Origin of the sequence: Janthinobacterium aestuarii, assembly GCF_051380835.1 — a bacterium.
Lineage (GTDB): Bacteria > Pseudomonadota > Gammaproteobacteria > Burkholderiales > Burkholderiaceae_D > Janthinobacterium > Janthinobacterium aestuarii.
Map to the genome: position 1 here is coordinate 119885 of NZ_JBNYXU010000008.1, position 16937 is coordinate 136821.

At 65.5% G+C, this 16937-nt stretch carries 18 protein-coding genes; 3 read left to right on the forward strand and 15 right to left on the reverse strand.

What is annotated here, in order from left to right; all coding sequences use genetic code 11:
* Positions 1 to 100: 100 nt before the first annotated feature.
* Complete coding sequence (locus ACQ4WO_RS20660; protein ID WP_436483052.1) at positions 101 to 865, reverse strand: DUF3108 domain-containing protein; 765 nt, start codon at positions 863 to 865, stop codon at positions 101 to 103.
* Entirely contained in the window at positions 866 to 1987 is a 1122-nt protein-coding gene (locus tag ACQ4WO_RS20665) for a DUF3108 domain-containing protein (RefSeq protein ID WP_436483053.1), read from the reverse strand. It abuts the gene before it with no gap.
* A 149-nt stretch (positions 1988 to 2136) separates the two neighbouring features.
* Here ACQ4WO_RS20665 and ACQ4WO_RS20670 point away from each other — a divergent pair, with 149 nt between their 5' ends.
* Complete coding sequence (locus ACQ4WO_RS20670; protein ID WP_436483054.1) at positions 2137 to 2844, forward strand: PhaM family polyhydroxyalkanoate granule multifunctional regulatory protein; 708 nt, start codon at positions 2137 to 2139, stop codon at positions 2842 to 2844.
* 21 nt (positions 2845 to 2865) lie between these two features.
* Here the strand turns inward: ACQ4WO_RS20670 and ACQ4WO_RS20675 are convergent, their stop codons facing one another.
* The 11 genes from ACQ4WO_RS20675 to pdxR form a co-directional block, all read right to left on the reverse strand.
* On the reverse strand, positions 2866 to 3162 hold the full coding sequence (locus ACQ4WO_RS20675) for a hypothetical protein (RefSeq protein ID WP_223279079.1): 297 nt from the start codon (positions 3160 to 3162) through the stop codon (positions 2866 to 2868).
* Positions 3146 to 4873 (reverse strand): response regulator, encoded by a 1728-nt coding sequence (locus tag ACQ4WO_RS20680; protein ID WP_436483055.1) that lies wholly within the window; start codon positions 4871 to 4873, stop codon positions 3146 to 3148. Before ACQ4WO_RS20680 ends, ACQ4WO_RS20675 begins: the two co-directional genes overlap by 17 nt.
* Before the next feature lie 11 nt (positions 4874 to 4884).
* A complete protein-coding gene (locus ACQ4WO_RS20685) occupies positions 4885 to 5604 on the reverse strand; it encodes a sensor histidine kinase (protein WP_436483056.1) in 720 nt (239 codons plus the stop codon).
* Between the two features lie 156 nt (positions 5605 to 5760).
* On the reverse strand, positions 5761 to 7536 hold the full coding sequence (locus tag ACQ4WO_RS20690; protein WP_436483057.1) for a family 2A encapsulin nanocompartment cargo protein cysteine desulfurase: 1776 nt from the start codon (positions 7534 to 7536) through the stop codon (positions 5761 to 5763).
* Entirely contained in the window at positions 7511 to 8440 is a 930-nt protein-coding gene (locus ACQ4WO_RS20695) for a family 2A encapsulin nanocompartment shell protein (protein WP_034784363.1), read from the reverse strand. The genes ACQ4WO_RS20690 and ACQ4WO_RS20695 overlap by 26 nt, the downstream gene beginning before the upstream one ends.
* Before the next feature lie 117 nt (positions 8441 to 8557).
* Positions 8558 to 8782 carry a helix-turn-helix domain-containing protein gene (locus ACQ4WO_RS20700; protein WP_034784364.1) on the reverse strand — a complete coding sequence of 75 codons (225 nt, stop codon included), beginning with the start codon at positions 8780 to 8782 and terminating at the stop codon, positions 8558 to 8560.
* A 7-nt stretch (positions 8783 to 8789) separates the two neighbouring features.
* Positions 8790 to 9776 carry a serine O-acetyltransferase EpsC gene (gene epsC / locus ACQ4WO_RS20705; RefSeq protein ID WP_436483058.1) on the reverse strand — a complete coding sequence of 329 codons (987 nt, stop codon included), beginning with the start codon at positions 9774 to 9776 and terminating at the stop codon, positions 8790 to 8792.
* Positions 9777 to 9795: 19 nt separating this feature from the next.
* Positions 9796 to 10293: a rhodanese-like domain-containing protein gene (locus ACQ4WO_RS20710; RefSeq protein WP_436483059.1), complete on the reverse strand. Its 498-nt coding sequence runs from the start codon at positions 10291 to 10293 to the stop codon at positions 9796 to 9798.
* A 163-nt stretch (positions 10294 to 10456) separates the two neighbouring features.
* Complete coding sequence (gene mnmC1 / locus ACQ4WO_RS20715) at positions 10457 to 12088, reverse strand: FAD-dependent 5-carboxymethylaminomethyl-2-thiouridine(34) oxidoreductase MnmC1 (RefSeq protein WP_436483060.1); 1632 nt, start codon at positions 12086 to 12088, stop codon at positions 10457 to 10459.
* Entirely contained in the window at positions 12088 to 12651 is a 564-nt protein-coding gene (locus tag ACQ4WO_RS20720) for a DNA-3-methyladenine glycosylase I (protein WP_436483184.1), read from the reverse strand. The genes mnmC1 and ACQ4WO_RS20720 overlap by 1 nt, the downstream gene beginning before the upstream one ends.
* Before the next feature lie 38 nt (positions 12652 to 12689).
* Positions 12690 to 14174: a MocR-like pyridoxine biosynthesis transcription factor PdxR gene (pdxR, locus tag ACQ4WO_RS20725; protein ID WP_436483061.1), complete on the reverse strand. Its 1485-nt coding sequence runs from the start codon at positions 14172 to 14174 to the stop codon at positions 12690 to 12692.
* A gap of 107 nt (positions 14175 to 14281) precedes the next feature.
* On the opposite strand from pdxR, the gene ACQ4WO_RS20730 reads away from it, so the two are divergent.
* Positions 14282 to 14743 (forward strand): OsmC family protein, encoded by a 462-nt coding sequence (locus ACQ4WO_RS20730; protein WP_436483062.1) that lies wholly within the window; start codon positions 14282 to 14284, stop codon positions 14741 to 14743.
* Positions 14744 to 15397 carry an FMN-binding negative transcriptional regulator gene (locus ACQ4WO_RS20735; RefSeq protein WP_436483063.1) on the forward strand — a complete coding sequence of 218 codons (654 nt, stop codon included), beginning with the start codon at positions 14744 to 14746 and terminating at the stop codon, positions 15395 to 15397.
* Here the strand turns inward: ACQ4WO_RS20735 and ACQ4WO_RS20740 are convergent.
* The gene (locus ACQ4WO_RS20740; protein ID WP_436483064.1) at positions 15381 to 16334 is read right to left on the reverse strand and encodes an AEC family transporter; all 954 of its coding nucleotides are present in this window, start codon (positions 16332 to 16334) and stop codon (positions 15381 to 15383) included. The two genes, ACQ4WO_RS20735 and ACQ4WO_RS20740, sit on opposite strands and share 17 nt — an antisense overlap.
* Positions 16335 to 16432: 98 nt before the next feature.
* Positions 16433 to 16870, reverse strand: a complete 438-nt coding sequence (locus ACQ4WO_RS20745; protein WP_436483065.1) for a CHRD domain-containing protein — start codon at positions 16868 to 16870, stop codon at positions 16433 to 16435.
* Positions 16871 to 16937: the final 67 nt, after the last annotated feature.

Consider the following 16937-nt stretch of genomic DNA (forward strand, 5'->3'; position numbering starts at 1 on the left):
TCGCCGAGTGTTGTATTGAGGGAAACCCCAACGGCGAAGGGCCGGGGTCGGACCCTCAGGGTCCGCCCCCGGTTTCTGCATCGGGGTTATTAGCAAGCACTTACTTCTGGATAATCTTTTGCAAGGTTTGCTCCACGTAATCACCGTCTTCATCGGCGAACGTCACCTTCACGGGATACCATTCCAGCGACGGCGCCAGCCACAGGTCCACTTGCTGGCCTTTCTTGTCCGGCGGCGGCGCCTTGGTCAGGTGCACGGCCTCCACCAGACCCTGGCCGGTGGCGACGGTCTCCTGCTTGACGACCTTGAAGGTCCATGGCTCGGCGTCGCGGCGGCCGGCAACGAAGAAGCTCCATTCCGAACCGGGCGTAAATTTCTCGGGCGCGGCGCGCGCTATGCTGACCAGTTGCCAGACGGTGCTGTTGCGGTCCTGCTCGCCGCCTTTCAGCGGATAGCTGTCGTCGCCTTCGCTGAAGACGATGGTCTTGCTGTCGCGCTTGAAGGTGGTCGTGGCCGCTTCCTTGCGGAAACGTTTTTCCACGAACTGGGCCGGCGCCAGGCCGAAATCGTCGATCGCGCCTTCGCTGCGCTGCTCGAGGATCTTGCCGAACAGGGCGGCCTTGGTTTCAGCCAGCAGCGAGTACTTGCCATCGCCGGCGCGCCAGTTGCTGACCGATTCGCCGGACAGCGCAATGCCGCGCTGCCTGGCCTTGATCGAATACACGAGGTCGGCCGACGGCGCCAGCTTGTACGGGCGCTTGATGACGGGGTGGTCCACGGGCTCGTCCGCCGCCATGGCGGGACTCAGGGTGGCGGCCAGCAGACTGGCGATCAGAACGCGCTTCAAATTTATCAAAGTAGTCATCTATTTTCCTGTAGCGTCATTGACGCGAATTTGGGTCACGGTTTGCGTGGTCAGCGCCCCGTTCGCTTCGGTATTGCGTATTTGTACCGGATACCATTGCATGGACGGCGCCAGCCAGATATCGAGCTGCGACGAATACGTGCCGGGCTTCGGCGGCCGGCGCAAATGCCAGGTTACCAGGCGGCCCATCTTGGTCTCCAGTTCCTCCTCGCCCACCAGCTGGAAACGGAAGACGGTCGCTTCCTTTTCCTCGCCGACGAGGATATCGATATTGCCCGCCAGCTGGTTGACGTCCGCGCGGCCGATGGCGGCCAGCTGGAATGGCACGGTGGCCTTGTCTTGCGTCCCCTCCTGCCATGGCACTGTAGCCGTCGTGGCCGAAAACGTGATGGCCTTGGCGTCGCGGTTGAAATGCGTGGCCGTTTGCGCGCGGCCCTTGCGTTTTTCCGTGGCCGTGACGGGCACGATGCTGCCGTCATCGATCAGGCCCTCGCTGGTCAGCACCAGCAGATTGATGCGCGTGATCAGCATGCTCAAGCCCACTTCCAGTTTCAGCTGGTACGTGTCGCCGCGGTTGTCCCACGCCATGGCGGCCACGCCCTGCCACTTGGTGCCGTCCGCATCGCGCCGGTCCACGTGCAGGTCGAACTGGGCCGAGGCAGGCGCATTCGTCTTGTAGCGCCGCGCCTGCTCGACGGGCGGTGGCGGCGGCGCGCTGGCCGGCACGGGCGCGGCCGCCACAGCCGGTGCGGGCGCCGTGATGACCGGGACAGCCACGGCGGCAGGCTCGGTCGTGGCAGGTCCTTCCGGCACGTCGCTGGCGGGCGCAGTCAACTGCGGCGCTTCGCTCGACGGCAGTTCCGTCGTCGGCGGCGGCGGCGGCAAGCGGGGCTCGGGCAAGGGCTGCAGCTTCGGCGGCGGCGGAGGCGGCGCCACCGGCACGGGCTTGGGTGGCTCGGCGATCAGCGCCATGCTGACCACCTGCGCATGATCCTGCCCCAGCGGCACCATGCTGGCACGCGAGGTGAGCCATTCCAGTGCCACGTAGTGCAGTGCGCCGATGATCGCGACAAAAATGACGGTGCGGCGGCGCGGTGGTGAAAAGAAGGAGTCAGGCATCATAGGCCGTAGTGTACCGCCTTCCCCCCACTTCCTGCTTCTTGCCCGTGCTCAACTCCTACTGTTTTATGTAAGAAAATGTTGGCGGCTTTGCGTCAGTAGCAAGCTGATATCTGCTACGCTAGGCACATCCACCTACCAGGAGATTTCGCATGGCAAACCCGCAAATGCCCCAAATGCCGGGCGCAGCAGTTGTGACCGACACCCTCGACTTCGTCAAGAACCTGTGGGGCAGCATGAGCGTGCCCGGCATGGGCGTGCCCGGCATCACGGCGCCCACCATGTCGGTGGAAGAGCTGGACAAGAAAATCAATGACTTGAAAGCCGTCGAAGCCTGGCTGAACCTCAATACCAGCATGCTGCGCGGCAGTATCCAGGCACTGGAAGTGCAGCGCGGCACCATCGCCACCCTGAAATCGATGGGCGCGTCCCTGGCGGCGGCCATCACCCAGCCCGGCGCCAGCGAGAAATCCGTGTTTGAATCCGTGCCCTACGCTTCCGCGTTTTTCCAGCAAGCGGCGCCAGCGCCTGAACCGAAACCGGCGCCTGCGCCCGCACCCGCGCCCGAACCGGCCGCAGCGGCGCCCAACGATGCCGGCAGCCAGGCGGCAGCCCAGCTGGCCAATCCAAGTGCCTGGTGGAATTTGTTACAAGATCAGTTCAAGCAGGCCGTGTCGACAGCGATGTCGCCCGATGCTGCCAGTTTTGGCGGTGGAGCGGCTGGAGCGGCGGCCAAGCCGGCGGCCGGCAAATCCGCCAAGCCGGCAGAAGCAGGCACGGCAGCCAAGGCCAAGGCCCCGCTGCGCAAGGCGCCGGCAAAGCGCGCGGCACCCAAGTCGAAAGCACCAGGCAAGGCCTGATGTTTCAAGCTGGCGATATGATCAGGCGATACGATGAATGCGGATCGCCTCGATCTGATTGTCGGCTTGGCGTTTTACGTCACCGATCGTGATCAGGCCTTCGTCGGCCAGCGCCTTGGCGTGCTCGTACGAAGACTGGAATGTTTCCAGCGTGTCTCCCTTGGCGGCGACCGGGCGTACCCAGGCAACGGCGCCGACTTTCATTTTTTTGTATACTTCATTGACCACATCACGCATAGTTTCTTCCTTATTGTTGTAGAGCAACTCAAGCGCAGGCGAACCCACGCTGGCCCCTAGTTTATCATCCGGCACGCTCACGCACGACTTTTCCCCCTTTTTCCGGCGCCGGCGGCGCTTTTTCCGCTACCACGACGGCCTCTTCCGGTGCGGGCGGCGTCAGCTGCACCAGTTGCTCCATCAATTGCGCGAAGCGCTGCTGGCCTGGTGCAATTTTGTCCACATACAACAACACTTCCATGGCTTCGGCCGCCAATTCCGCCTGGTAGCCGCGCTGCTCCAGGAACGAGACGATGATTTGCGCGGAATTGAACAGGATGCGCAGATTGTTCGGCAGCTTTTCGCGCGCCGTACGCATCCAGGCCACCGCTTCGTTGAGCTTGTCCGTCTTCCACAGCAGCACGCCCTTGTTCATCAAGTCCGACGCTTCCTTGCGCGAGGCGATGATCAGGCTCGTGCCCTCGTCGCCCATCTTCGCCTTGTCGAAGATCTTTTGCACCTCGTCCTGCACCACCTGGTTGTCGTGGTTGTTCTTCACCACATAGCACAGCAGGCCGGCCGGCGCATCCTTGACGCCGACGGCAAACAGCAGGGTCGCCAGTTCCATGCAAATGCTTTTCTCGGGCCGCGCCGGGTCTTCGAGCAGCATGGCTTCCAGTTCATCGCCGCACTTGCGCGCGCGCCGGTAGTCGCCCGTTTCGTGGTGCACCATGCCTTCCGTGATCTTCGCGCGCAGCCCGATCTGCTCGGGCGAGAATTCGCGCTGCGCCAGCAGCAGCCATTGCAGCGCCTCCTTGGCATCCTTTTTGAGGCCGCACACGCGCGCCAGGCCCAGGTAGGCATCCGGCGTTTTCATAACGGAAAACTCGCCGATAGAGATGCATTTGCGAAAAGCCTTTTCCGCCATGCTGACATTGCCGACTTTCAGGGCCGCCAGTCCCAGGTTGCGCTGGCGCGGCACGGAATTGGGCGACAGGCGCGCCGCCTTTTCCAGCACCCCGCACGCTTCCTCGTGCTGGCCCATCAGCTGGTAGGCGACGGCCATCTGGTCATAGGCATCGATGTAGTACTTGTTTTCGACGATCACGCCCTGGAAAATCTGCCGCGCCGCCTCGTGCTCGCCGTTGTTCATGCGGATCTTGCCCAGGCCCGCCTTGGCCCAGCTGTAATCACGGTCGGCCAGCACTTTTTCGTACACGGCGCGGGCCTTTTCCGGCTCGCCGCTTTTCAGCAGCAACGACGCCTTCATGCGCAGCAATTCCAGCTCGTGCAGCTTGTTGACTTCGATCTGCGCGTCGCACAATTTGGCCGCGCGCAAATAATCTTTTTCCATGCAGGCCTGGTCGATTTCACGAAACACCTGCTTCTTGTGCCACACGCGGTTCAAGCGCGTCAGCAGCACGCCTTCCGTGATCGGCTTGATCAGATACGCGTCGGGCTGGTGCTCGGCCGCGCCCATCACGGATTCCACGCTTTTCTCGGCCGACACCATCAGCCAGACGCTGGACGGCGCCGTCAGGTTGCGCACGCGCGTCTCTTCCAGCACTTGCTGGCCGTTCTTGCCTTCGCCCAGGTTGTAATCGCACAGCACCACGTCGTAGCGCGTCTTGGCCAGCAGCTTCATGGCTTCACCGCCGCTGGCTGCCTGGTCGATATGACGCGCGCCCAGATTGCGCAACGATTCGCGCAGCAAGATGCGGATGCCGATGAAGTCATCGACCAGCAGATAATGTTTGTCGGCCCAGTCGGTGCTGCCCGCTTCGGCGGCCGTGGCGTGGCTGTCTGTCGTCATGGAGTCCTCGTTCAGGGCAGGCGCAGGATGAAACAGCCGCCGCCCAGGGCGCCGCCATTTTCCAGGGCGATGCTGCCGCTGCTGCCCCGGTGCTTGTGCATCTTTGCCACTTCGCTGGAAAAATACAGGCCCAGGCCCGTGCTGTTGGTAGAAAAATTCACGCCGGCCGCCATGCCATCCATGGCCGCGCTGCCTGCGTCGAGCAAGGCCTGCGTATAGCCGTCGCCATTGTCTTCCACGCGCAGCTCGAGCATGCCGCCGTGCTCCCGCACGGACAGGCGGATCGTGTCTTTCGTGTAGCGGATGGCGTTATTGATCGCATGCGCGAGCACGCCGATGACCAGGTCTTCATCGAGGGTCCAGATCAGCTCCGGCGGGCAGGCCGTCTCCAGGGCGATGCCTTTCGACGCCAGCAGGATCTTTTCCTGGTCCACCACCTGGTCGACCACCTGGCTCACCAGCTGCGGCTGCACGTCGAACGGGTAGCCGGGCTTGCCCACTTCCTTGTACAGGGCCAGCAGCTGAATCAGGTTATCGTTGAGACGCTTGGTCTGGTACAGCATCTGCGCCATCTGCAGGTAGGCGGGGTCGGCCTGGGGGGGTGTTTTCGCCTGCTCGGCCGCCAGCAGCGACTCCAGAGTGCCGCTGACCACGCTGATCGAGTTTTTCATGTCGTGCACGGTCGATGCCAGGAACAGGAAAAGCTCGGGCGAGCTGTGTTGATCTTCCACCGGATATCTCCTTGGGCCGCAGCTTCAATATTGCCAAGGATAAATTATACCGCCAGCCTGCGGACGCCAGCCAGCCGCGCGCAAAGTCCGTGACATGACGCAACAATGCCGCCCCCGCTTGCGCAGGGGCGGCATCAGCTTGACAAGCAGGCAAGATCAGCGGCGCGCGCCCGCCAGGCGTTTGACCACGACGATCATGCGGTCGATTTCCTCATACGTGTTGTAGAAGGCAAACGACGGCCGCACGGTCGCTTCCACGCCGAAGCGGCGCAGGATCGGCTGGGCGCAATGGTGGCCCGAGCGCACGGCGATGCCCTCGTCGTTCAGCGCGCGCCCCACTTCCGCCGGCTCGTAGCCGGCCAGCACGAACGAGGCCACGCTGGCCTTGTCGAGCGCCGTGCCGATCAGGCGCACGCCGGGAATCGATTGCAGCTGGTGCGTCGCGTATTCCAGCAGCGCGTGCTCGTAAGCGGCGATGTTTTCCAGGCCGATGCGCTGCACGTAATCGATGGCCGCGCCCAGGCCCACGGCATCGGCGATATTGCCCGTGCCCGCCTCGAAACGGTTCGGCACGCCCTGGTAGACGGTGCGCTCGAACGTGACGTCGGCGATCATGTTGCCGCCGCCCTGCCATGGCGGCAATTGCTCGAGCAAGTCCGCCCTGCCATACACGGCGCCGATCCCCGTCGGGCCAAATACCTTGTGGCCCGAGAAGACATAGAAATCGGCGCCCAGCGCCTGCACGTCCACGCGCAAATGCGACACGGCTTGCGCCCCGTCGACCAGCACGCGCACGCCGGCCGCATGCGCCAGCGCGATGATCTGCGCCACGGGCGTCACGGTGCCCAATGCATTCGACACCTGCGTCACGGACACGAGCCTGGTGCGGCCGTTGAGCAACTTGCGGAATTCATCGAGGATGACCTGCCCGCTGTCGTCGACGGGAATCACGCGCAGGGTCGCGCCCTTTTCCGCCGCCAGCTGCTGCCACGGCACGATGTTGGCGTGGTGCTCGAGCTGCGAGACGATGATCTCGTCGCCGCTGCCGATGTATTTGCGGCCAAAGGTATTGGCGACCAGATTGATGCCCTCGGTGGCGCCCCGCACGAAAATGATCTCGTTAGGCGAAGCCGCGCCGAGGAAATTGGCCACCTTGGCGCGCGCGGCCTCGTACGCGTCGCTGGCACGCGCCGCCAATGCGTGCGCCGCGCGGTGGATGTTCGAATTCTCGTGCGCATAAAAATACGACACGCGGTCGATCACCGACTGCGGCTTGTGCGTGGTGGCCGCATTGTCGAACCAGGCCAGCGGCTTGCCGTTGACCCGCTCGGCCAGCACGGGAAAATCGCGCCGCACGGCATGCACGTCGAATGGCGCCGGCGGCTGGTGTTGACCGGGCTTCGTCGCCGAGGGCAGCTCGGTCTGGAAATAGAACACGGGCTGGCTGTTAGCCGGCGATACGGACAGCTGGCGCGCGGGTGCCTGCTGCGGCGCGGCCTGTCCCAGCCCCTGCTGCGCCAGGCCATCGAGCTTGCCGTCCGACGCCGGATAGCCATGCGCGCCGCCGACAAAATAGTAGGGCGACGGCGCACCGAGGGAGGACGCACGCGGCGTGGGAATCGATGCGGGCGCCGGCGCAATCGGAGCTTCCAGCGGCGCCGTCACGGGCGGCACTTGCGCCGTCGCCACGCCGGGGGCGATGGCGGCGAAGGAAGGGCCGGGCTGCGGCGGCGGACGGTTCGCATAGCGGGGCGCCGCATCGAGCACGCTGCCGGAACCGCCGAGGCTGGGCGACTTGTCCGAGGCGGGGGCCAACCCCGGCAAGCGGGCAAAGAATTCACCGGCCAGGCGGTTCAAGGTCGCTTCGTCGGGTAAGAACGGGACGACAGGCAAGCCCGCCGCGCCATCACTTGTAGGTGTCTGGGTAGTCATGGTATTTACCGATCTCCACGTCTTCCAGTACGGCCAGCGCATCGTCGGTCAGCACGGCCAGCGAGCAATACAGCGAAATCAGATAGGACGAAATCGCGTGGCGGTTGATGCCCATGAAGCGCACGGACAGGCCCGGGCTTTGCTCGCCCGCCAGGCCAGGCTGGAACAGGCCGATCACGCCCTGGCGCTGTTCGCCCGCGCGCAGCAAAATGATCTTCGTCTTGCCGTCTTCGATCGGTAGTTTGTCCGATGGCACCAGCGGCACGCCGCGCCACGTGAGGAACTGGGAACCGAACAGGCTGACCGTCGGCGGCGGCACGCCGCGGCGCGTGCATTCGCGGCCAAAGGCGGCAATGGCCAGCGGGTGGGCGAGGAAGAAGCCCGGCTCCTTCCACACTTTCGTCAGCAGTTCGTCGAGGTCGTCCGGCGTCGGTGCGCCCGTCAGGGTAAAGATGCGCTGGTCGTCATGTACGCTGGCCAGCAGTCCGTAATCGGGATTGTTGATCAACTCGCTTTCCTGGCGTTCCTTGATCGTCTCGATGGTCAGGCGCAGCTGCTCCTTGATCTGGTCGTGCGGGCTGCTGTACAGGTCCGATACGCGCGTGTGCACGTCGAGCACCGTGCTGACGGCATTGAGAAAATACTCGCGCGGCTGGTCGTCGTAGTCGACGAAGGTTTGCGGCAGTTCCGACTCGTCGCGCTGCGAGCAGGCGACGCGCACGTCCTTCGGGTTTTTTACGCGATTGAGGCGGTAGATACCCGCTTCCACGGGCAGCCATTGCAGCAGGTGCACGAGCCAGCGCGGCGTGATCGTGGATAACTGGGGGACGCTCTTGCTTGCATTGGCCAGCTGGCGCGCGGCGTTATCGCCCAGCGCGAACTGGTTCTCTGTTGCTTCTGCCATGACTACTCCTGATGAGAAAAGTGAATATGCTTATCCGAAAAACGAATAAAGTATCGAGCGTCTCCCCATTCTTCTCAACATGCTATCGCCATCAACGCGACGTTTAATCGATCCGCTTTAATCCACCAATTCCGGCTCGCAGCGCGCCATCAATCCGGCCAGGCCGATGCCCAGCGCGCCGGCCAGCTTTTCCACCGTCAGCAGCGACGGCGTGGCGGCACCCCGTTCGATTTCGCCGATGAACGAACGGTTCAAATCGGCCGCTTCGGCCAGGCGCTCCTGCGACCAGCCATGCCCTTCGCGCAACTGGCGCACGGCCAGTCCAAACTGTTTGATCAACATGCTGTCCTCATGGGTGGTGGGCAAAGGCGGGGTGGGATGGCGCCGGCGGCTCCGGTGCCTCTTGCTGGTTGTGCGCTTGCGTGACATGGCTGCCTGGCGCCACGCTGCGGGTCAGCCAGACATTGCCGCCGATGACGGAACCCTGGCCGATGGTCACGCGCCCGAGGATCGTCGCGCCCGCATAAATGACCACGTCGTCCTGCACGATGGGATGGCGCGCCAGTCCCTTTTCCAGCACGCCGTCGGCGCCGGCGGGAAAGCGCTTGGCGCCCAAGGTGACGGCTTGATAAATGCGCACCCGCTCGCCGATGATGGCCGTCTCGCCGATCACCACGCCCGTGCCATGGTCGATGAAAAAGCTGCTGCCGATGATGGCGCCCGGGTGGATGTCGATGCCCGTCTGCGAATGAGCTACTTCGGCGATGATGCGCGCCACCAGCGGCGCGCCGAGCGCATACAAGGTGTGGGCGAGGCGGTAATGGATGATGGCCAGGATGCCCGGATAGCACAGCAGCACTTCATCGACGCTGTGCGCGGCCGGGTCGCCATGGAAGGCGGCCGCCACGTCCGTGTCGAGCTGGGCGCGGATGCGCGGCAGTGCGCGGGCGAAGCGTTGCACGATCGCCAGCGCCTGCTGTTCGATGGACACCGTCTGCTGCAAGCCGTGCTGGCGCGCGTGGTAGCTGAGTTCGCGCCGCACCTGTTCGTGCAAGCCCGTGAGGGTCGTGTCGAGCGTGTGGCCGACAAAAAAATCTTCGCTGTCCTGCTGCAGGTCGAGGGGGCCCAGGCGCATCGGGAACAGGGCCGCGCACAGGGCGCCGACGATGTCGCGCAAATGCTGGCGCGACGGGAATTCGCGCGCGCCGCACTCCTGATTGCTGGCCAATCCTTCGCGCCACTGCTCGCGCACGGCGCGCAATTCATCGACGATCTGGCGCAGTTCCCATTGCGGCTGCGCGGCAAGGGAGGCAGGGGGAATGGCTCGCTGGTTCATGGTGGTCCCGGGAAGAAAATTAATCTTGCAGCCAGGGTAGCGCATGCCAGCGCCAGCCACCGCTGTGGCCACGCTGCTGCTGCTCGTCGAGGTCGCCCTCGAAGCCTTGCGCGATATTGAAGACGTGCGTGAAACCGGCCTTGGCGGCCGCTTCGGCGGCCGCGGCCGAGCGCTTGCCGCTGCGGCACAGCAGCACCACGACGGCATCCTTGCCGCCCACCTTCGCTTCCAGTTCGCGCGTAAAGCGGGGATTGCGGTTCATGGCCGTGCCGGTCGCCCACGCCACGTGCAGCGAGGCGGGCACGTAGCCGACGAAAGTGCGTTCTTCATGCGTGCGCACGTCGACCAGCGCGGCTTTGCCGGCCTGCACCAGCTGCCATGCATCCTGCGCGCTGAAGATGCCCGCATACGGCAAGCCCTGCGCCTGCGCCTGGGTACGCGCCAGATTGAGCACTTCGTCAAACGCCGCCTCGCCGTGCGCGGCGCGGGGATCGAAAATCAGTTCTGCAGCAGCCATCTTTCCACCTCTTTATTCCGTCGTCAAAAACCAGCACGAGTCCACTGTAGCGAACTTATGTTGTTCGGAAAACAAATTAAAAAGAGTTTGGAAAGCTGAAAAACGTATATGGTGTCAGACCCGCCGGGTCTGACACCAGCTCTCACTTGATCTGCCGCACCGCTTAAATAGCGCGGCGCCGTTCGCGCAATAAAAACCGCGCAGGATCCAGGGCCTCTGCCAGTTGGCGTTCCAGCGGCAGCGGCTCCCCCTCCAGCTGGCACGCCAGTAGCTCGGCCGCCAGCGGCGCCCAGATCAGGCCGCGCGAGGCGTAACCGAGCAAGCCATGCAGGCCGGGCCAGCGCGGCACGTCGCGCAGGCGCTCGCAGCGGCCCGGTACGCCGGGGTCGGGCAAGGCACCTACCAGCGGCAGGCGGTCCGGCGCCACGCAGCGAAATCCCGTGCGGCCGGCCAGCGGCGCGTCGAACGGGGCGACACCAAGGATGTCGGCGATCTTCGCGATATTGTCTTCCTGGCTCGATAGGCGCAAGCGGGCGTCCGCGTCCGCATCGTAACTGGCGCCCACGCACACGATGCCCTCGTGCGCCGGCGTCATGTAGGCTTCGCGGCAGACGACGAACGGCAACGGTGGCAAGCTGGCTTCGGCCAGGTGCGTGACCTGGCCGCGCACGGCGTCCAGCGGCAAGCCGGCCGCCTGCTCAAAATCGATGGCACCCGTGCCTGCCGCCAGGATGACGTTGGGCGCGGCCGCGATCAGGGTGCCGTCCGCATCGCGCACCAGCCATTCCTGGTCGCCACGCTCCAGGCCCAGGGCGCTGCTGGAAAAGTGCCGTGTGAGCAAACTGCCACAGGCGTCGAGCATGGTGGCACAGACGGAGGACGGACGCGCCCAGCCGCCCTGTTCGAACCACCAGGCGCCATCGGGCGCCGGCGCGCCCAGCATGGCGGTCGCCTCGGGCGCTTCCAGCCAGCGGGCGAATTCGCGCGGATACAGGCCACTGGCGGCGATCTGCCGCTGCACCCGCGCATGCGCGCCGTCGCGCGCCAGTTGCAGCACGCCGCATTGGGCGCCGTCAAAAGCGGCACCGATACCGCCCAGGTCTTTCCAGCGGTTCAGCGAATACAGGTAGGCGGCGCGCACGAGGCGCGTGGCGATATTGTCGTCCTTCGACATCAGGGGCATGAAGATGCCGGCCAGGTTGCCCGAGGCCTCGCTGGCCGGCTGCGCGTGGCGTTCGATCAGGGTCACCTTCCAGCCGCGCGCGGCCAGCCGCTCGCAGGCGGTCGCACCGGCCACGCCCGCGCCGATGACGATGGCGCGCCGCTCGGGCACCACCGCGCTCACGGATTCTCCGCGCCGCGCATAAAACATGGCGCGCAAACGGCTCTCGTCGAAGACAAAACCATGCTTTTGCAGGGCCATGCGCTGCGCCTCGTCCAGGTGCACGGCTTGCAGGCGGGCGCCATCGGCCATCAGGCGCGCCAGCACCGGCGTGGCTGGCGGCACCCAGGCCAGGTGCACTTCATCGACGCGCGCCGACAATTGCGCCAGGCAGGCGTCGGGCTCGCCGATCAGCACATCGAGCGTGACGAGGCCATCGTGCGACACCATGCGGTGCAAGCCCGGCACCCAGGGCGGCCATTGCGCACGCCACTGCTCGGGCAAGTGGCGTGCATCGACGGGACGCGGCGCCAGCGCGATGTAATGCAGGCGGCGCCCGCCATGCGCCGCACAGACAGCGCTCAAGCGGGCGCCGTCGAAATCCGTGTCGAGCAGGACGAGCGCGCGGTGCATCAGCGCCCCGCGCGGCAAAAGCAGGTGGGCGCATGGTCATTGACCATGCCGATGCCCTGCATGTAGGCGTAGATGATGGTCGAGCCGACGAACTTGAAGCCCAGCTTGAGCAAGTCTTTCGACAGTTTGTCGGACAGGGCCGTCTTGGCGGGAAATGCGCCCGGCTGCCAGCTGTTGACGATGGGCTGGCCATCGACATATGCCCACAAAAAACTGTCCAGGGTCTGCCCTTGTGCGCGCAGGCGCAAATAGGCTTGCGCATTCGTGATGGCGGCCGCCACCTTCAGGCGGTTGCGCACGATGCCGGGGTCCGCCAGCAGCTGCGCCACCTTGTCCGGGCCATACGCGGCGATCTTTTCCGCGTCCCAGTCATCGAACGCGGCGCGGTAGGTGTCGCGTTTGTTGAGGATGGTTTCCCAGCTCAGGCCAGCCTGCGCGCCTTCCAGGTTCAGCATCTCGAACAGCCGTCGCTCGTCGTGGCAGGGCACGCCCCACTCCGTATCGTGGTAATCGAGATAGCGGGGATTGGCCGGGTTGGCCCAGGAGCAGCGGATGGTGGTCATGGTCGTGTTCTTCATGTGCAGGCAAGTGCCAGTATAGTTTATCGGCCGCGCAGGATGCGTCCCAGTTCCTGCACGCCGTGCTGTATCTCGGTGGGGGGAATGGCCGCAAAGCCCAACAGCAGCCCTGGTGGAGTGGCGCACTCGGGCCCTGCCGCCGGATCGGCATAGTGGCCCAGCGGACGCAACTCGATGCCCCGTTCCAGCCCTGCACGCGCGACGCTTTCTTCATCGTGGCTGGCGCGAAAATACGCGCACAGTTCCAGGCCGCTGTCGGCCGGGCCGCACGCGAGCTGGTCGCCCAGTTCGCGCGCGATGCCGCGCACCAGCAAGTCGCGCCGTTCGGCATTGCTGTCGCGCGTGCGGCGGATATGGCGGCCAAAGTGGCCCTCGGCGATGAAGTCGGCCAGCGCCATCTGCGGCACAATGGCCGTGTGCCGGTCCATCACGGCCTTGGCCTGCACCAGCGCCTCGGCCAGCGCGGGCGGCGCCACCATATAGCCGAGGCGCAGGCCAGGAAACAGCACTTTCGACAGGGTGCCGACATACACCACACAGCCGGCCCGGTCCAGGCTTTGCAGCGAAGCCAATGGCGCGCCCGCGTAGCGGTATTCGCTGTCGTAATCGTCTTCCACCAACCAGGCTTTGTTGTGCGCGGCCCAGGCCAGCAAGGCCAGGCGGCGGGGCAAGCTCATGCTCACGCCCAGCGGCATCTGGTGCGATGGCGTCACGTACGCCAGCTTCGCCTGCGGACAGTGCGCTATGCCATACGCCACGTCCAGTCCCTGCGCATCGACGGGAACGGGAAACACGCGCGCGCCGGCCGCGCGCAGCGGGCCGCTGGCGCCCCGGTAGCCGGGCGACTCCATCCAGGCAGCGTCGCCGGGCGCCAGCAGGATGGTCGACAGCAGGAACAGCGCCTGCTGCGAACCGGAGGTGATGACGATTTGCTGCGGCGTGCACTGGACGCCGCGCGACGCTTTCAGATACACGCACAGCAGCTCGCGCAGCGGCAGGTAGCCGGCCGGATCGCTGTAGCCGAAATGGTGGTCGGGCCTGCGCCAGCGCCGCGCTTCCAGGCGATTCCACACGTCGAACGGGAAATGGTCGATACGCGGCATGCCGACGCGGAAGGCCCGCAGCGGGCCACGGTGATATGCCACCTGGCGCATGGCCGTCACCACGCCCTGACCGCGCGCCGACAGGGGCCGCAGCAGGCCGGGCGCTTCCATCTTGGCGGGCGGCGCGGCCATCGGGACCTCGACGCTGACGAAGGTGCCGCGCCCCACAGCGCCATCGAGGTAGCCTTCGGCCGTCAGAAGCGCATACGCATTGAGCACCGTCTGGCGCGACACGGCCAGCAGGCGGCAAAAGTCGCGCGTGGGCGGCAGCTGCATGCCGGGACTCATGCGGCCATTGAGGATGGCGGCCTTGATGGCCGCATACAGCTGGCGGAACAGCGGCTCGCTGGCGCCGCGCTGCAGCGGCAAGGTGGCGATGATCTGGTGCAGGTGGGAAGCTGGCATGGCGGCACTCTTGAATTGGCAGCTTCAATATAGCACTTATTGGCTGTTTTAAATAGCCAAGACTGGCGCTAAGATGGCGCATTCCCCTCTACTCTTGCGGAGCACCCATGCATCAGTTTTTCGCCACCGTGGCCTGGCAGCGCGACGGCCAGGATTTCGCCGGCCAGCGCTACAGCCGCGGCCATGAATGGCAGTTCGACGGCGGCCTGACGGTAGCCGCCTCGTCGTCGCCCCTGTCCGTGCCGCTGCCCATGTCGGTGGCGGCAAATATCGATCCGGAAGAAGCGCTGGTGGCCGCCACGTCGAGCTGCCACATGCTGTTCTTCCTGTCGCTGGCAGCGCAGCGCGGCTACGTCATCGACGATTACCGCGACGACGCCGTCGGGCAACTGGGCAAGAATGCACAAGGCCGCCTGGCCATGACGCGCATCGTGCTGCGTCCGCGCATCGCGTTTGCGGGAACGCCGCCCTCGCCCGAGGCGCTGGCCGCCCTGCACCACGACGCGCACGAGCGCTGCTACATCGCCAATTCGCTGACGGCCGAGGTGGTCGTGGAAGGAGCCGCCTGAATGTACACGCCCGCCAGCTTTCGCGAAGAGCGCCTCGACGTGCTGCATGGCTTGATCGACGCGCATCCGCTGGGCGCGCTGGTGCGCCACGATACCGATGGCTTGTGCGCCGACCACCTGCCGTTCGAGATCGCCGCGCCCACGCTTGACGCCCCATTCGGCATCCTGCGCGCTCACGTGGCGCGCGCCAATCCGCTGTGGCGCGCCGCCGGCGGGAACGATGAATGCATGGTGATTTTCCAGGGCCCGCACGCCTACATCACGCCCGCCTGGTATGCGGAAAAGCAGCGCAGCGGCAAGGAGGTGCCGACCTTCAATTACGCGGTCGTGCACGCCCACGGTCCCCTGCGCGCCATCGACGACGCGGCGTGGCTGCTGGGGTTGGTGGATCGGCTGACGGCACGCCATGAGGCAGATCAAGCCGCACCATGGCGGGTGAGCGATGCACCGGCCGCCTATATCGAGAAACTCCTGAAAGTCATCGTCGGCATCGAAATCCCCCTTACGCGCATCACGGGCAAATGGAAGCTGGGGCAGAACCGCAGCATGCAGGACCAGGCCACCATGGCGCGCGAACTGGCCGCCGGCACCCAGCCCGGTGCGGCGCAGGCACTCGGCGCGCTGATCGCCGCCAACGTCACGCCAGCCAGCTGACGGCCGCCGAAAACGTCAAAAACGACAGCGCCGTCGACACTAAAATGATGCGGGCGATGCGCGCAGTATTTGCCCCGAAGCGCTCCGACAGCAGCGAGACGTTGCTGGCGCTGGGCAGGCAAGCCACCAGCACCATGCAGGTCAGCGCGAATGGATCGAGCGGCGCGCCCAGCGCGATGGACGCGTGGCCGATACCCCACACCAGCAGCGGATGCAGCAGCAGTTTTTTCAGCGCCACGGGCACATACTCGCCCAGCGGCGCCGGATCGGCCGTGCTCATTTGCGAACGGGCCAGCACGGCGCCGATGGTAAACAGGGCGACCGGCGAGGCGGCGTCGGCCAGCAGGCCCACCGTCTGCATCAATGGCTTGGGCAAGGCCAGTTCCAGCCACGACGACATGGCGCCCAGCACGATCGCCCACGGCATCGGGTTGCCCAGCATGCCCTTCATGGCGTTGGCGACGGCGGCGCGGCTGCCGTGCGCGCCGCCGCTGCCGATGCGCGACAGCGCGATGCACAGCGAGCTGGTAATGAGCATGTCGACGATGATGGTGACGATGACGGGGCCCGAGGACCGGGGGCCCAGCAGGGTCAACAGCAGGGGCACGCCCATGAAACCCGTATTCGGGAAGGCCGCCACCAGCGCGCCGAAGGCGGCGTTGTTCCAGTCGATGCGGTGGCTCAGGGTCATGGCCGTCGTGACGCCCACCATGATCAGTGCGCACAGCAGGTACACGCCGAACACGCTGGCGTCGAGCAGCTGCGCGATGGGCGTGGCGGCGCCGAAACGGTACAGCATGCACGGCAGCGCGAAGTACAGGACAAAACTGTTCAAGCCGCCGATAGCGGCCAGCGGCAGCAGCGTGCGCCGCACGGCCAGGTAGCCGCACAGTACCAGGGCGAAGAAGGGAAAGGTGATGGCGAGGATGGTCAGCATGAAGCGCCATTGTAGCGCGGTGCTGCGGCAGGCCGCCGGGCGCAAAAAAAGGCCGCTCGCGCGGCCCAAGGAGGTTTCGGAGAAAGCGCGGGTGGCGGCTATGGCTTCAGCTGGGCGCGGATCTCGCCGGCCGGGTAGGCGGCGCTGTGCACGTTCACGTACAGGTTGCCGGCCTGGTAGCTCACATACTGGGGCGGCGTCAGCATGGCGCCGGCCGGCACGGCAAACATGCCTTCGGCCGTTTTCACCAGGGGCACGATGACGGGGCCGTTGGCGCCGGCCGGCGCTTCATGGATATGCGCGACGGTGGCCACCATGCCCGTGTAGCGCACGCCGCCGGTGACGCTGCGGTCATCGGCGACGCGGATATTGCCGCTGCCGCTGGCCGTGCTGGTATTGGCCGGCACTTCCTGCGCGCCCGTCAAGGTGACGTCCTGGCTGCCCGGATGGTGCGGGCCATGGGAACAGGCGCCCAGCAGGGCAGCCAGCGCCAGCACGGTGGCGGCGCGGCAAGCGTGTTGCGGCAATGTAGTCATCGCAGTACTCCTTCAACGGACATCGGGTCACGGATGGCGCCTCACCCTGCACAGCCGGGCCTGCGCC

Bases quoted from the DNA above. Each gene is read 5' to 3' on its own strand.
- ACQ4WO_RS20695 (WP_034784363.1), bottom strand. From the start codon at position 8,440: ATGGCAGAAGCAACAGAGAACCAGTTCGCGCTGGGCGATAACGCCGCG.
- ACQ4WO_RS20740 (WP_436483064.1), bottom strand. From the start codon at position 16,334: ATGCTGACCATCCTCGCCATCACCTTTCCCTTCTTCGCCCTGGTACTG.
- ACQ4WO_RS20690 (WP_436483057.1), bottom strand. From the start codon at position 7,536: ATGACTACCCAGACACCTACAAGTGATGGCGCGGCGGGCTTGCCTGTC.
- ACQ4WO_RS20710 (WP_436483059.1), bottom strand. From the start codon at position 10,293: ATGGCTGCTGCAGAACTGATTTTCGATCCCCGCGCCGCGCACGGCGAG.
- ACQ4WO_RS20730 (WP_436483062.1), top strand. From the start codon at position 14,282: ATGCATCAGTTTTTCGCCACCGTGGCCTGGCAGCGCGACGGCCAGGAT.
- ACQ4WO_RS20745 (WP_436483065.1), bottom strand. From the start codon at position 16,870: ATGACTACATTGCCGCAACACGCTTGCCGCGCCGCCACCGTGCTGGCG.
- mnmC1 (WP_436483060.1), bottom strand. From the start codon at position 12,088: ATGCACCGCGCGCTCGTCCTGCTCGACACGGATTTCGACGGCGCCCGC.
- ACQ4WO_RS20665 (WP_436483053.1), bottom strand. From the start codon at position 1,987: ATGATGCCTGACTCCTTCTTTTCACCACCGCGCCGCCGCACCGTCATT.
- epsC (WP_436483058.1), bottom strand. From the start codon at position 9,776: ATGAACCAGCGAGCCATTCCCCCTGCCTCCCTTGCCGCGCAGCCGCAA.
- ACQ4WO_RS20680 (WP_436483055.1), bottom strand. From the start codon at position 4,873: ATGACGACAGACAGCCACGCCACGGCCGCCGAAGCGGGCAGCACCGAC.
- ACQ4WO_RS20660 (WP_436483052.1), bottom strand. From the start codon at position 865: ATGACTACTTTGATAAATTTGAAGCGCGTTCTGATCGCCAGTCTGCTG.
- ACQ4WO_RS20735 (WP_436483063.1), top strand. From the start codon at position 14,744: ATGTACACGCCCGCCAGCTTTCGCGAAGAGCGCCTCGACGTGCTGCAT.
- ACQ4WO_RS20700 (WP_034784364.1), bottom strand. From the start codon at position 8,782: ATGTTGATCAAACAGTTTGGACTGGCCGTGCGCCAGTTGCGCGAAGGG.
- ACQ4WO_RS20670 (WP_436483054.1), top strand. From the start codon at position 2,137: ATGGCAAACCCGCAAATGCCCCAAATGCCGGGCGCAGCAGTTGTGACC.
- ACQ4WO_RS20720 (WP_436483184.1), bottom strand. From the start codon at position 12,651: ATGACCACCATCCGCTGCTCCTGGGCCAACCCGGCCAATCCCCGCTAT.
- pdxR (WP_436483061.1), bottom strand. From the start codon at position 14,174: ATGCCAGCTTCCCACCTGCACCAGATCATCGCCACCTTGCCGCTGCAG.